This is a genomic window from Pseudomonas cannabina, assembly GCF_900100365.1.
Taxonomy (GTDB): Bacteria; Pseudomonadota; Gammaproteobacteria; order Pseudomonadales; family Pseudomonadaceae; genus Aquipseudomonas; species Aquipseudomonas cannabina.
In genome coordinates this window covers 18,243-32,548 of record NZ_FNKU01000002.1, presented here as the reverse complement: position 1 = coordinate 32,548, position 14,306 = coordinate 18,243, and the positions used below count along the sequence as shown (strand labels likewise).

Below are 14,306 nucleotides of genomic sequence, written 5' to 3'. Positions count from 1 at the left end.
ACTCATCATGAAGAAAAGCATGTGCGGTGCACTGCTGATGGTCGTGTGCTGCCTGCCCGCTGTGGGAAGCGCAGCGGTGTGCCGCTCAGGACAAGCGGCCAGTGTGGGCAGTCAGACTGCGTATGAGCGGGCCAAGAAGGCGTCGGACGTGTGGGCAGAGCGCGAGCGCACCGTCTCAGACGAACTCCAGGATTGCTTGTCGCGCATTCGCACCACCAGCATCAGCCTTCCCTCGTTTCCAAGCCTGGAAGACCTGATGAACCAGGTGGCCGATCAGGTATGCCAGGCGGCGGTGGACAAGATCAACAGCCACATCCCCAGCGGCTCGGACCCTTGGCAGTCGGTAGGAGGTTCATTGTGACTGACTCATCAGAGAAGTTGCTGCCCGTGGAAGAGTCTCTGGAAATACCTCACCTCCCCACGGCGGAAGATCAGCACACGTTCGAGCATGCCATGCAGTTGCAGCGTGACCGTGCGTTAGGTGCGGCATTCGCCCATCGCTGTCTGACCGCAGTGCTCTGGATGGCACCGGCACTGGTGCTGTCGGTCAGCGTGAATGGCTACTTGGGCTGGCAGGTCGCCCATCCTCCGGTGAAGTACTTCGCGGCCGAGGGTGGTCGCGTGACCAAGATCATCCCTACGGACAAACCAGGGCATAGCAGGCGTGACGTGTCGGCCTTTGGGGCCGACACCATTCGCCAGAGCTTCACTCTGGACTTCGTGCATTACCGCGATCAGATGACCCAACTGGGCGAGCGCTACTCGGAAGTGGGCTTCCAGGACTATTACAAAGCCTTGGTGGCCTCGAACCTGCTCAAAGCGGTCAAGGATCAGCGCATGAACCTCTGGGTAGACGTTGGCCCAGGTGTGATTCGCGGTAGTGGGACGATCGGGGACAAGTTTGCCTGGGAGTACCAGTACCCCGTGACTTTGAAGCTGGATGGTCAACAATCCGGCAGTCCGCCTCAGCGCTTCATTTTTACTCTGCGCATTCAGCAGACGGACGTACGCGTGAAAAACGCAGGATTGGAAGTCACGCAAGTGATTACTACCAACGCTAACTGATACGCACTGGTGCATTTGGTGCGCGTTTAATCGGCTCCGCTAGACAGGAACCTCCTATGAAAACTTCAATTGCGCTGGCCCTATGGCTAGCGGCAAGCGGCTACGCCTGGGCGGATGAAACTGTCAGCCCAGAGGCCGCTCCGGCTAAATCTGCGGTTCCCCCCTCTGCCCCTGTGACGCCTGCTGCGGGGGCTGCACCTTCGGGCTGGGCTACGGGCGTGGGTGTAAACCCAGCAGCACAGAAAGCCGGATCGCCGGCACAAGGTAATGGCCATGTGAATGCAGCACCCGCTCAGCAACCGTCTGGAAATGATCCGCTCCCTCCGCCGCCATCCGAGCTTTTTCAAAAGGCTCAGGACAGCGTTTCTCCGCTGACTCCCCAAGAGATTCGGCAACTGCGCGGGCAGGTTGGAGAGGTTGACAAGGCCATGGCCTCTCCGCAGGTCGCCATTGTGCCGAGAATCAGCGCACAAACGGTGAATCTGTCGCCGGGGGCCAGTTTGCCGCTGGTGCGCACGGCGGTGAACTACCCCACTTCCTTGACCTTTATCGACAGTACCGGCGCGCCGTGGAACCTGGGCGCCGCGCCCATCAGTGGCAACCCCGATATCACGCCGTATTACGTGCCCAATAGCCCGGTCATGGTCTTGTACGCCGAAAAGCCGTTTGCCAGCGGAAACGTCACGGTTTACCTGAAAGGTTTGGCCGTGCCGATCATGCTCTACGTCAGCAGCGGGGAGTCGGATACCAAGGCCCAGACGTGGGCAGTGGACGCTCGCCTGGACTTGCGTGTGCCTAGGCGTGGGCCAGGTGCTCAGCCAGGCGCCGCTCCCGAGGTCCGTATCGGCTTGCACGATCGGGTGCTGCAGGGGTTTCTCGATGGCGTTCCACCCAAGGAGGCCAAACAGCTCAAAACCACCGGCAACGTGCCAGACACCACGGTGTGGCAAATGGGTGACGACCTGTACATCCGCACGCGGGCTGATATCCGGGACGAGTTCGAATCCACGTTGTCGTCGGCAGACGGTACGCATCTCTGGAAATTACCCGTGACGCCCTATGTTTCGTTCTCGGTCATGGGCCACACAGCGGCCCTCAACGTCGCCTTGGAGTAAGCATCATGGCAAACGAAAACGATGCCAAACGCGACATGAAACTCACCGCAGCGCTGGTTGGAGGCGCATTGGTGGTCGTTTTTGGCGGTGCCTATTACCTTTGGGACTGGCTGGCCAGGCCTGAGCCGGCGCAATCGAAGGTAGACCTGGGTCGAGTAGCACAAGCTTCGCGCAGCCACAGCACTGAAAGCCCTGCCTATCGCGATCTGCTCAAGCAATACAACGAGGAAGGGGCCAGCACGGCTAAAAACGAAAACAGCAGCTTCATTGCCAGTATGCCCATGGAGCAGACGAGCGTGATGCTGCCTGTGACGAAGGCCAAGCCTGCCCCTCAGGCAGAGCCTACCGCCCGGCGTAGCCATACTCGTCAGGACGAGAACTCAAAAGACTCCGAAAAGAAGGAAGACCCGCGTCTGAAGGCATTGCTAGAACGGATCAATCCTGAAAAAAAAGCCGAAGAGCGGCAGTCCGGACTGGTCTTCGCCCATGTTTTAGGGGGAACTAACGCTTTGAATGGCTCAGGCGATACGACCACTGGTTCTGCTGGAGGCTATGACGGCTGGAGTGAAACCCTGCCGGGAGGTGCCAAGCTGAAAACCGCTTCCATGAACAGCACCGCAGAACCCTATTCACCTGTCGAAGTGGTGCCGCCCTACTGGCGCGGGGCTGGCGTGATCGATATCGGTGTGGACTCGGACAACAGCACCACGCCGGTGCTGGGCAAGCTGTCCGGGCCGTATGCCGGGGCTGTGCTCAAGGCACCCGAGGGCGCCAGGTTGGCCGGTGATGGTGTGGTGATCCACTTCACTGAAATGGCCTTCAAGGGCGTCAATTACAAAGTCGATGCCTATGCGCTTCAGGACGACACCCTGTTGGCCAACGTGGCTTCTGAAGTAAACCACCGCTACATGTCACGCATTGTGTTGCCAGCGGTACTGGGCGGCATTGGCAATATCAGCGACATGTACTCACAAGCCAATACTCAGGTCCTCAGCAATGGCTTTTCCACTCAGACCGCCCGACCAGGCATGCCGGATGGAACGGCGGTCGCCGGTACCATTCTGGGCGGTGCCGCCGGCCAGGCGGCCAAAGTGCTGACGGATGATGCCGCTCGCACCCCGGCCACCCAGGTCAATGTGTTCAAGGGGCAGGTGGTCGCGATTCAGTTCATGCGAGGCGTATACGCAGGTGATGCCGTTGCCCCAGGGCGAAGCGGTGAAACGGTGCAACCTGCGGCTCCCGCTCAGGCCGTCATGTCGGCACAACCGCAGTCCCCAGCTCAACCGCTGACGCCTGATCAATGGCGTGCGCAGACCCAGACGAGAATCCAGGCGCAGCGCAAGCTGCAGGAGAGTCAACAATGAGCGAGTTCAGTCCAGCAGAGCCCAAGGCATCGACTATTGAAATGCCGGCTCCCACCCAGGCTCCCAGTCGTAGCGTGTGGCAACGCCCGATCGTCATGGGGCTTTCACTGCCCTGGCTGATCGGCATTGCCCTGTTATTGGCACTGGTTGGCTGGTACTTGTTTGCCCGCGAAGAAAACCCGTCAGTCAATCGCCTGGCCTTTGAAAATGACTTAGAACAGCAGCCTTTGCCCGCTGAACAGTCGAGTACCCACCCTGTTGCAGCCGCTGCCGAGTCTGATTTGGGCCAGTTCAAGAACGAGGTTGCGGCCATGATCGGCGGGGTACGTACCTACGCAGAGGTGAATCGCACCGCGATCCAGCGCTTGTCCGAAACGATCAAGACTCAGGGGGTTGCACAACAGGCGCTGCAACAGCAACTGGCCGAGGCACAAGCGCAAAACAGCGTCTTGTCAGCACGTCTGTCCTTCCTTGAAGGGCGACCCGGCGCGACGACCACGACACAGCAGGCCAGCAAGCCAGTCGCTAAAACACGTTCGCCGTTGAATGGCATGCGCGTGCAAGCCATTCAGAACGGCATGGCCTGGGTGTACTGGCAGGACAAGACCTGGGCCGTCAGTCCCGGCGAGAAACTGGGCCAGGTGACCGTCACCGGCATCAATCCCCAGGCCCGCGAAGTGCTGACCAGCGCGGGCACAATCAAATGAGGTAAATCATGGACGGCAGTACTGACGCGATTCAAATGTTGGTCAATCTGTCCCACAACCTGCTGACTTCCTTCGTCAACTTTGCCTTCACGCTGGGCAGCTTGTTTGCGGTCACTGGCGCTGTGAGCTACCTCGCCACTCACGCCAGTGCCGCGCGCAAAGCACCTGGCCATGCGGAAGGTGGCGGCAAGGTCATCGCTGTGTTGTTGCTCTGTGGAGGCCTGGCCGGCCTCGATCAAATGATCGGTGCTGCCGCCCGCCAGTTTGGTTGGCAGGGCGCGACCTTCGATGCCATCAGCTACGTGGACGTGGGCACCTTTGGTGTCGCAGCCGATGCGGCCAATGCCGTGTTAAGTCTGGTGCGCATGCTGGGCGTCTGGTTCGCGCTGCAAGGCATGTTGTCCTGGAAACGCTCGTTCAAGGACGGGCATACGGGCCTATCGGCCAGTCAGGATGTTTCAAGCGGTACCCTCAAGTTTGTCCTGGGCGTTTTCTGCGTATGCAGTCCGTACCTGCTTAGCGCCCTGCAAAAATCTCTCGGCCTGCTGTAAGCAGATCGGGATGCCAAAGCGCCTCGGCGCATCTTCGATAGTTACACCCTACTGATTAATCCCTAGGAGTTGGTTATGTCCAAAGACGTAATGCTGTGCGCTGCTGTTCGCTTGTCTGTTTTCAAAGACGGTCTGCGTCAACGCGTATTGAAGTGCCTGACGGCAGCTATGGCTGCCAACCCAGTGCTGGCTTTTGCCGGTGCTGCCGGTGCCGACATTGCCGGGATGGGTGATTCGGCGGCTGTAGGTGCCACGTCGCTGAAGAAATCTGCACTGACCATTGCTCAGTTTGCCGGTGTGATCTTCGTGATCGGTGGGCTGGTCGCGGCCAAGAACAAGAAAGACAACCCGCAGATCAAAATCGGCGCGATCATCGCGTCCATCCTGTTCGGGGTATGCCTGGTGGTTGTGCCTGAAATCATCAAGCGCTCACAAGCGCAGGTCGGCCTCTCGCCTGTAGACGTGGGCTAAGCCAACCCTCCTGCGGTGACTTCGGTCATCGCAGGGCCTCCCCTCCGAAACCCAATTCTGAAGCTTGCAGAAGGCGAAGCTATGGATGTTGATCTATCGCATATCCCCCTGATGCTCGATGTCAGCGGTGATCCTGAAACGCCGGTACCGACGGCTATGCCTGGCGAGCAATGCGCTTGCTGCGGACTGTGGACCCAAAAGCTGTGGCAGGGGGCTCGATCAGGGTTTACCGCCTCCCATGCGGTTTGCACCCTGTGCTACCTGGCCGGGCACCTGGACAGCCCTACGGCGGCTCACGGCGTGCTGGCCTACCTGCCCGGTATGGCCATGACGGATGTGCATCACCTGCAGCGCCGTGCGCTGATTGCCATTCTCGGTGGTACCCGCACACAGCGTGCCCAAGGAAAAAGGGTTCTGCTCTGGCTGGCTCGACATGGCCGTGAGGTGGAACAAGCCTGGGGCACGACACGTGCCGGCGAATTCGCCATGGCCTTTCAGCGTCTTCCTCCTCACAAGCGCTCGACCCTTCGAAACCGCCTGGAAGGCTGTGCCCTGATCCTGCCGGCGGACATGTTCGAGGATCTGTCGCTATTACTGCCCACCGGCAAAACGGTCGCGGGGGCACTTTCCTCCCGCAGCTGGGACACCTATAAACGGAGTGACTTTTATGCCGAGCTTGATCCGTTGGGTTGAAGACCTGATCACAGAAACCTCCCGGTTTGCCGTATCACGCGATCTGCCCGACTATTGCGACTTGAACACGGTACTGCGTCTGACGGACGACGATCGCACTCGCCACCCAGCCCTCAATGCCCCGTATGTACTGGTCAACGACGATGGCGATTACTGCTCGGTGTATGCCGTTGCCGGCAGTTTTTGTGACACCGACGAAGCGGCACCCCTGGAGGCCCCTTATTCCTGGGCCGGCCGCTTGGAGCGCATGATGCATGCGCTGACAGCCCACTATCGCCGACATGGACACAAAATCAGCCTGGTGTTCGATGATGACCCTGATCGAGGCCGCGAGGACGTCGAACGCCTGCTGGCCCCTCAGTACGCTTCTGTCAAACGGACCGGCATCGACTTGACGCCGATCCTGGACGAAAACGTTGAAAAGCTGGCCCCTTGGGTCTCTCGCGAACGCTGCTACCTGGTGTGTTACACCGGACGCAAGGCGCTCTCTGCGCATGAACTGATCGACGAAAATCGCCGTATCAAGCAATTGATCGGGCAAAGCCCGGATGCACGGTTTGGACAAAATCCGGTCCTGGCTGAAATGGCCGGCCTGAAAATTCGCCACGACGCCTTCATGAGCGCTGTGGAAGCTGCCTTTAAAGATGACGGCCAGGGTGTGCTGCTGGAACTGCTCGATGCCCATGCAGTGGGCCAGGCGCTGCGCTTTCAAGTGGACCGGCTCGGTACCAGTGAGCATTGGTACCCGCTGCTCCCTGATGATCCGATCACCCCGCATGGTGTCCGTAACGGCGACGATCACACACCGTTTCTGGCCCCGCAGCTGAAGTTTCAGCTGATGAACCAGGACATGGAAACCAACGGCAACAAGCTCTGCGTCAATGGGATGTGGCATGGCACCTTGTCTGTCGTTCTGGGACCGCAGACGCCGCAGACCTTTGCCAAGCTCAAAGCGTTGGTCCCTCGCGGCGTGCCTTGGCGCGTGCGTATGGACCTGATGCCTGGGGGCATGAAGTCGCTAGGCATGAAAAAAGGCACGTTGGATTTCATTGCGTTTGTGCCGCCACTTCGGCCCATCTGGAACTCCATCGAAACGCTGACAAAGGTTGAGCAACAAGAGCCGGTATGCGTCATGACGATCATGGCCTCCACCTGGGGTGACAGCAAGGCCGCAGTGACGCGCCATCTGACGCTGCTGACCCAGGCCTTTCAGGCCTGGGGGGTGTGCGAGGTGACGCAAACCTTCGGCAACCCGGTACGTGCATGGGCCTCGACGCTAGTGGCTTCCAGCAAAGGCAGTGGCCCGAACCTTTTGTATCCGCCGCTTTCAGAGGCGCTGAACCTGTTGCCGCTGACCCGCCCGGCCTCGGCTTGGGAGGAGGACGGCAACGCCTTGTTTGCTACGCTCGATGGCAAGCTCTATCCGGTCGGTCTGGCCACCCCCAAGCAGAACAAGCTCACCAGTGTGGTCACCGGCTCTTCCGGCCAGGGCAAGTCGGTGCTGCTGAACAAGCTGGGCAATGTCACGGTGTCCAGCGCCCAGCAGCGATTACCGTTCATGGCGGGGGTGGACAAAGGTTTCTCGATGCAAGGTCAAGTCGCCTTGCTGCGCGACAGTCTGCCGCCGGATCGTAAGGACGAGGTCGTGGGCATTGTGCTGCAGAACAGCCCCAAGCATTGCCGGAACCTGTTCGATATCCAACTGGGCGCGCGGTTTCCGATCGCCCCCGAGCGTAACTGGATCATCAGCATGCTCACGGCCATGTGCATTGATCCCTCTACCGGCAACCCGCCAAACGAACGCGATACCCGGCAGATACTGGACCGCGTCATCAGCATGGCCTATACCGCCAATGCCGAAAAAAGCCCCAGAGCCTGGGCGCGCGGGGTCGTCCCCGGAGTGGACACTGCCTTGGATAAAAGCGGGTTGATCGAGCGCTATCCGGCCCAGTGGTGGGATAGCAGTACCTGGTATGAGGTGCGCGATCTGTTGTTTGAAGCAGGCTTTGTTAAGGAAGCGCAGCTGGCCCAGTTCGAAGCGGTGCCGGAACTGGCCGACATGACCACCTTCCTGAACCATGAAGACGTACAGAGCGCCTATGGTCGGGTGCAACGCGATGGCAGTCAGGAGCTGTTGCTGGAGTACTTGCACCGCTGCATGACTGACGCCTGTAGAGAATTCAAGATGCTGGCCGGGCGTACGCAGTTCTTGATCAGTCCACGCACGCGAGTGATCGCGATCGATCTGAACAATGTCATGGGTGATAACACCACCAATGCTGGCCACCTGAAAACCGGAATCATGTTCCTGTTTGCGGGCCAGGTGGCGGGGGGCGATTTTGTGTTGCCGCAATACCGGGATGAGCTGTTGGAGGCGGTGCCCACGCTTTACCACCCCATGCATCTCGACCGCCTGGAGCAGCTGGATCAGGAGGTCAAAACCAAGGTCTACGACGAGCTGCACAATGCCAAACAGGTGCCCTTCATCTTTCCCATGCTGGAAACCCAGGACCGTGAGCAACGCAAATTCGGCATACGCACGGTGTTGTCCTCGCAGTACGTGAGCGACTTTCCCGACGCCATTCTGAATTCGGCCAACTCGCTGTACATGATGGAGGTGGACCCCAAGGACGAGAAGCTTCTGACCGACACCATCAAAGTGCCCAAGGTCACTCTGCAGCGCTTTCAGCGTTTGGGTTCAGGTCCAGCAGCGGATGGCAGCGGCGTACCGTTTTTGGGCGTGTTCCGAATCAAGGGTGGCGGCACCCTGGCGCGCATTCTGAAAAACGCCATGGGGCCCCTGGAGCTATGGGCGTTGGGCTCTTCACCGACCGACAGCGCCCTGCGCAGGTTGTTGTATGAAGCGGTCGGCGGTTCCACGGCTCGCGCCATCCTGGCCGAAGCCTTTCCCCAGGGCACGGCAGAAAAACTCATCGCGCTGCGCCAGAAGCAAGCGGGTGAGGCGGATTCCAACAACGTGATTCGCACGCTGGCCAACGAGTTGATCAAACGGCGCGGTTACAACCTCTAGCCAATAAACGGAGAGCAATTCCATGAATAACGAAAGTGATTCCCTGCACGACGCTTTGCGTGAAGCGAGCCCGGATCAATTACAGGCTTTGGCGGAGCTGGCCACTTGGATGGCAAAGCACCATCGGTTGCTGGTCGTTGGCCGGTCGAACGGTGTTCGGATCGGCGCTACGGATAAGGTCATCCAGTTCATGCGCGAACACCTTGACACCGAGCTGGCGGATACGGTCTCGGAGAACCTGGTGCGCGTTGCGAACTGATAGGAAATGTCAGTCCCGTCTACGACATTTGAGGAAGTGATTGTGAAAAAGCGCTATGCATTAACGGCGATAGCCGTGGGGGTACTGCAAACCCAACAGGTCCTGGCGTACGTCCAGCCGGTGGCCGTCACGGGCAGTGTTCCTATTGAAACGCAGGTGATGCCGGCCATGGGCGGCCTTCAAGCTACCCTGGCGGAAATCCTGACCACTGAGACACAAATCGGCACGGCCATCGTGCAGGCCAGTGACAAGCAAGTCGCGGTTATTTCTGAGGCCGCACGTGCCCAGCGCGAGGCCGATATTTTTGGCCGTCAGACCGAGCGCCTGGAGCGTGCCCGAGAACAGTACTCGGTCGCTGACAGCATCTGCAGCGAGTCGGCCTCTGGGGTCGCGGCCACGGTGGGGAAGGTGAGCCGTGCGCAAACGGCGGTTCTGGCCAGCGGGGCAGGCGTCGGCAGTGCTGTGGTGCAGAAGACCATCGCTTCCGAGCCCGTGGCCTCGCGTCAGGGTGGCTATCGCAGTGCCGCCATGCACGCGCAGTACTGCACACAAAGCGAATCGGCCCAGTACGGCGGTACTGATCTGTGCCCGCAGGTCTCCAGCTTGCCTGGGGGCGACATCGAAATGCGCTCGTTGATCGACGGGGCGGGAGCCGTGGGCAAGGCCCCTGACCTGACGTTCAATCAGGATCAGGTCGATGCGGGCATGGCGTACATGAAGAACTCGGCACGCCATGACGGGGGACGGGCACCGGGCAAGGGCGATATCCAGTCGGCCACGGGACGTGAGTATCAGGGGCTGATGACCCAGTACAAGGCGATTCAGAGCGCCGCGACTCAACCGCAGCTGGACATTATCGCCGCCAGTCAGGCCAATCCGGCCACACAGGAGGCATTGCAAGAGGCGCTACAGAATCCGTCAGCGGCGGAGTACTTCGCTTCAACGGGCAGCCAGCAAGCACAACGCACCGGGGTGATGAGCGAGCGCGAGTTCGAAGCTTTCGAGGTGGGCAGGCGCTATGCCAATACCGCCTATGAAACCGACCTTCAGGCCCTGAGCGGAGACAACCTGATGCGTGAATTGGTGCGCGTGCAGAGCCTGGGCAACTGGCTGCAGTTGGGACTCAAGAACGACCAACGCCAGGCCAACATCATTGCCGGCCAGCAACTGGCCCTGGCGGCAGACGCCAAATACGTTCCGCAGCTTCAGGAGCTGGGGTCAAAAATGAGTTCGGGAGTCACCGCACATGAAAACTGAACCTGACACAACAGAGCACGTGGACGAACAATCGCCGCGGGACGATAAGCATTCGGGCACACCGTTACGGCGCGCCGGCCATGTGGGGCTGTCGATCCTCAACCCGTTCTCTGACCTGGCGGTGATCTATCGCCGGGGCATAAAGCCGACGGCGCAAAAGCTGAAGCTACTGAAGACGTTGCTGACCCCGGCGTCAGCAACGACTGAGGCAGATGCAGTCGGTGTCAGTTGGAGTGTGGCTGTCGCTCGTTCGGGAAGGACCATCGAACAGCTGCTGACCTCCTACAACCGCATCAGGGCGGCATGGTGGTGTTTGATGATGTTCAGCGCCAGCCTGAGTGTTCTTCTGCTGGCCATGCTGCTGCTGGCCAACTTCAGCCTGCCATTGAGCACCTTTCTTCGGGCGACGGTAACGCTCCTGGCTCTGGGGGCAATCGCCAGCTTGGGCTTCGTCAAAACGCTGATCGCGACTTACCGACTGTGGCAACTGCAGAACAGGCGCGTCAGCGTAGCGGAACGAGGCACCTTTAACGATTTTCTCATCGAAAACCGATGGTGCCGGCTGGTGCTTACTCGCGGCCACCTCAAGTAATACCGACCTCTAATATGGACAGATGCCATGAACCTCATTAAACGCTTCTGGTGGATGGGTCTTCTGCTGGTCTTCTCCGTGCCGGCACTGGCCGATAACGTGGATTATCAGACGATCGCGGCAGCCTCCCAAAAGCCCAATGACCTCTCGCGCCAGGCGATGGTAATGATCATGGGCCAAGTAGCAGTCGATCCATTTGCACCATCACAGCCAACCTTGATTGGCTCACTGTTCGCCATTATCAATGGCGTTCTGGCCGTGATGGCCCTGTTCTGGTTTCTGACCATCACCCTGAAAACCATTGTGAAGGCTGGGCATCAGGGACAGTTTTTCGCAGGCGGTCGATCTGCGCTGTACCCGATCATGACGTTTGCCGGTTTCATCATGATCTTGCCCACCCAATCAGGTTGGTCACTGGCCCAGCTCGTCATGGTATGGGCCTGCTCCACCATGGGGGTTGGCAGTGCCAATCTGCTGACTGATAAAGCCGTGGACATGATGGACAGCGGCTACTCGATGGTGACGCAGCCCACGGCTCCTTCAACCCGAAGCGCGGCGCGGGGCATCTTTGAGATGAACCTGTGCAAGTACGCGATCAACCGTGAGCTGGAGTCGCTGTATGCGGATGGCGAAGCCAATACCCCGTTGATCACCACCAAGGGGGGCAACGGCCAATACGACACCGGCAACGGCAGCGCGGTGTGTGGTTCTGCCAAAACACCCAATACGGGCCGCACCGGAACCTGGAACCTGCTGTTTGACAGTGACGTGGACACGAGTGGGGTGATCACGGCGCAGCACCAAGCGCTAGACACCATGCAAAGCACCCTGGATCAAGCGGCACAGGCGTTCGTAGACACCTACCTGAGCAAGCGCGACCAGGATACGGGGAGTTTTCAGGACGCCGAAACGCAGATCCAGAACGCAGCCGCCGCCTATGAAAACACGGTGAACCTGGCCCTCAACAAGATAGATTTCAAGGACACACTGCAAAGCCAGTTGTCGAGCCAGATCAAAAGCAGTGGTTGGGTGGCCCTGGGCAGTTGGTATCACACCTTCGCCACAGCTAATAACAAGACCAACGACGTGGCCAGCTCGACCCCGGTTGTCACGGGGATGAGCAACCTGGGCGAGCACGGTACCGGCGATTTGTATAACCAGGTGTTTGCGGCCTACAAATCGCAGGTGCAAAACAGTACCTACACCGCGCCGCTGGGAACGCAGACGGCCAAGGATGACGGGGCGGCAGCGACGGCGAATGACCCGAATGCAGTGTTTGTTGGCATTTTTAAGTCGCCTATGCAGAAGTTAACCTCGTTATTTGCAACTGGGAAAATTGGTACTGATGCCAGCTTTTCCAACCAGGTGAACCCGCTTATCAAAATGCAAACCATTGGTGACTACACGCTGGGAACTGTTGAAACCCTGATGGTGGCCTATGCCGGGACGTGGGCAGCTGCCTCATCGGCCAGTAATTCGCCGTTGGGCTGGGGTGCCAAGATATTTTCGGTGGATGTCGGGGCGGTGGTGAAAGATGTGCTGGGCGCGCTGGCCCCGATGTTCTATTTCGTCATGTTCGCCCTGCTGGCCATCGGTTTTTCGCTGGCCGTATTTCTGCCTGCTGTGCCCTTTCTGTTCTGGATGGTGGGCATATTCAACTGGGTCGTCAGTGTGCTGGTGGGCTGTGCGGCGGGCTCAATGTGGGCTGCCACGCACCTGGGGGCCGAAGAGGACAAGGGGAGTCGCAGTACCTACGGTTATATCTTCCTGATCGACATGATGCTGCGGCCGTCGTTGATGGTACTGGGGTTCTTTTTTGCGTCGGTGGCGGTAATCGGTGGGGGAACGATCCTGAATCTGTTATTCGCCTCGGCGCTGGCCAATGCCAACGCGGACTCGATCGTGGGATTGTTCAAGATGATCGGATGGCTGATGATCTATGCCCGCATTGCGACCTTTGGTGTGACTCGACTCTTTGGCCTGCAGGCGTCCTTGGCGGACTACGTGATCTCGTTCCTGGGCGGTCGAGAAGGCGCCAACCTGATGGGCGGCATGGTCGATAACATGAAAGGCATGTTTGGTGCTGCTGGCTCTGGGGCACAACGTACCCCTGGCGTTAAAATGCAACCTAGGAAGCCTGGCGCAGGGGGCAATGGGGATGGAATCCAGTAGCAACGGCGCCATCGATCACGGCTATCGGACAAATGGTGTCATGGGTCTCGTTGTCACCCGCTATTGTCTAGGTAGTGCCCAGCCAACGAGGTGTTCATTCAATGATGCCCAACGCGATTCATCACAACCCTGACCCGCGCTATTTGTGCGGACTGATAGATCAGGCAGGGCTTAGCCGCCGAGGCGCGGCCCAGCTGATCGGAATGTCGTGGTCGGGGTTTCGAAACTACCTGCGTGATGAATCGCATTATTTGTACCGGGAAGCGGATTACCGCGTTCAATTTGCCCTTGAGTGCCTGGCGGACGCTAAAGTACTCAGGAAAAAGGAAACAGGAGAGAAATCATGAAAGTACAGCGCCTGAAAACAGCGAAAGAAGGGTGGTTTTGGATCGTCAAAATCTTCTACATGCTTTTTGCTTTTCCATTTGCAGTGCTAGTTGGAGTCCCTTCACTTTTCATCGCTTCCTCGCTGATAGAGGAGAAAGACTTCACTACCCTCGGTTTTTGCTCGATGCTTTGGCTTGGCGTACTGATTCCCATGGGAATATTCATCTATGGCGTACTGAGTCGCCGCCGTCTGCTCAAGCGAGTCACACGAGCCATAAAATCGCCGCAGTTCTTCAACCCAGACCCTACCAATGAGATTTATCACGAGGGTGACGGCAAGTACCTGGGCATCGACACGAAGAACGGTACCATTCTGTACGTGCACCGCATTCGTAAGGGGCAGGTAGATGTGGTGGCCCTGACCATGGACGACTGGACCAACCGCGAGGTCGAAGGCAAGGGCATATTACGCCTCTATACCAAACACCCGGATCTTCCACGGATCGAAATCGGAACACCCTTGGCGCAGCTTTGGTATGACACCCTGGGGGCTATGGAACACAAGCAGAAGCAGTACAGCACCCCGCAACCGTTCAACCGCTATGTGCATGACCGGCTCGAAGCGCTTGAACGTGATCTGAACGTGCAGATCCCACGCCTGGCGTGAAGCCATAACCCCTCCGCAGCTGTTCCCGACGCGCT

Annotated in this window: 15 protein-coding genes; all 15 read left to right on the top strand. The window is 58.8% G+C overall.

Going from position 1 to position 14,306, the window contains the following annotated elements:
• The first annotated feature begins 7 nt into the window (after window positions 1–7).
• Entirely contained in the window at window positions 8–361 is a 354-nt protein-coding gene (locus BLT55_RS27440) for a hypothetical protein (protein ID WP_005740389.1), read from the top strand.
• Complete coding sequence (locus BLT55_RS27435) at window positions 358–1,065, top strand: DotI/IcmL family type IV secretion protein (RefSeq protein ID WP_011107031.1); 708 nt, start codon at window positions 358–360, stop codon at window positions 1,063–1,065. The genes BLT55_RS27440 and BLT55_RS27435 overlap by 4 nt, the downstream gene beginning before the upstream one ends.
• Before the next feature lie 56 nt (window positions 1,066–1,121).
• Window positions 1,122–2,180 (top strand): DotH/IcmK family type IV secretion protein, encoded by a 1,059-nt coding sequence (locus tag BLT55_RS34440; protein ID WP_074801599.1) that lies wholly within the window; start codon window positions 1,122–1,124, stop codon window positions 2,178–2,180.
• A gap of 5 nt (window positions 2,181–2,185) precedes the next feature.
• Entirely contained in the window at window positions 2,186–3,544 is a 1,359-nt protein-coding gene (gene traO, locus BLT55_RS27425) for a conjugal transfer protein TraO (protein WP_074801596.1), read from the top strand.
• Window positions 3,541–4,251 (top strand): conjugal transfer protein TraP, encoded by a 711-nt coding sequence (traP, locus tag BLT55_RS27420; protein WP_005740385.1) that lies wholly within the window; start codon window positions 3,541–3,543, stop codon window positions 4,249–4,251. Before traO ends, traP begins: the two co-directional genes overlap by 4 nt.
• An 8-nt stretch (window positions 4,252–4,259) precedes the next feature.
• On the top strand, window positions 4,260–4,802 hold the full coding sequence (traQ, locus tag BLT55_RS27415; RefSeq protein ID WP_031598613.1) for a conjugal transfer protein TraQ: 543 nt from the start codon (window positions 4,260–4,262) through the stop codon (window positions 4,800–4,802).
• 75 nt (window positions 4,803–4,877) lie between these two features.
• A complete protein-coding gene (locus BLT55_RS27410; RefSeq protein ID WP_054070272.1) occupies window positions 4,878–5,273 on the top strand; it encodes a DUF6750 family protein in 396 nt (131 codons plus the stop codon).
• Window positions 5,274–5,354: 81 nt separating this feature from the next.
• Window positions 5,355–5,966, top strand: a complete 612-nt coding sequence (locus BLT55_RS27405) for a hypothetical protein (RefSeq protein WP_003344377.1) — start codon at window positions 5,355–5,357, stop codon at window positions 5,964–5,966.
• The gene (locus BLT55_RS27400) at window positions 5,941–8,997 is read left to right on the top strand and encodes a conjugal transfer protein (RefSeq protein WP_074801593.1); all 3,057 of its coding nucleotides are present in this window, start codon (window positions 5,941–5,943) and stop codon (window positions 8,995–8,997) included. Before BLT55_RS27405 ends, BLT55_RS27400 begins: the two co-directional genes overlap by 26 nt.
• A gap of 22 nt (window positions 8,998–9,019) precedes the next feature.
• Window positions 9,020–9,256, top strand: a complete 237-nt coding sequence (locus BLT55_RS27395) for a hypothetical protein (RefSeq protein WP_054069478.1) — start codon at window positions 9,020–9,022, stop codon at window positions 9,254–9,256.
• A gap of 42 nt (window positions 9,257–9,298) precedes the next feature.
• Entirely contained in the window at window positions 9,299–10,513 is a 1,215-nt protein-coding gene (gene traW / locus BLT55_RS27390) for a conjugal transfer protein TraW (RefSeq protein ID WP_054999492.1), read from the top strand.
• Window positions 10,503–11,105, top strand: a complete 603-nt coding sequence (gene traX, locus BLT55_RS27385; protein WP_054999491.1) for a conjugal transfer protein TraX — start codon at window positions 10,503–10,505, stop codon at window positions 11,103–11,105. Before traW ends, traX begins: the two co-directional genes overlap by 11 nt.
• Window positions 11,106–11,132: 27 nt before the next feature.
• A complete protein-coding gene (locus BLT55_RS27380) occupies window positions 11,133–13,277 on the top strand; it encodes a DotA/TraY family protein (RefSeq protein ID WP_074801590.1) in 2,145 nt (714 codons plus the stop codon).
• Between the two features lie 101 nt (window positions 13,278–13,378).
• On the top strand, window positions 13,379–13,624 hold the full coding sequence (locus BLT55_RS27375; protein ID WP_003344389.1) for a hypothetical protein: 246 nt from the start codon (window positions 13,379–13,381) through the stop codon (window positions 13,622–13,624).
• Window positions 13,621–14,271, top strand: a complete 651-nt coding sequence (gene excA / locus BLT55_RS27370) for a plasmid IncI1-type surface exclusion protein ExcA (protein WP_054998685.1) — start codon at window positions 13,621–13,623, stop codon at window positions 14,269–14,271. Before BLT55_RS27375 ends, excA begins: the two co-directional genes overlap by 4 nt.
• Window positions 14,272–14,306 lie beyond the last annotated feature (35 nt).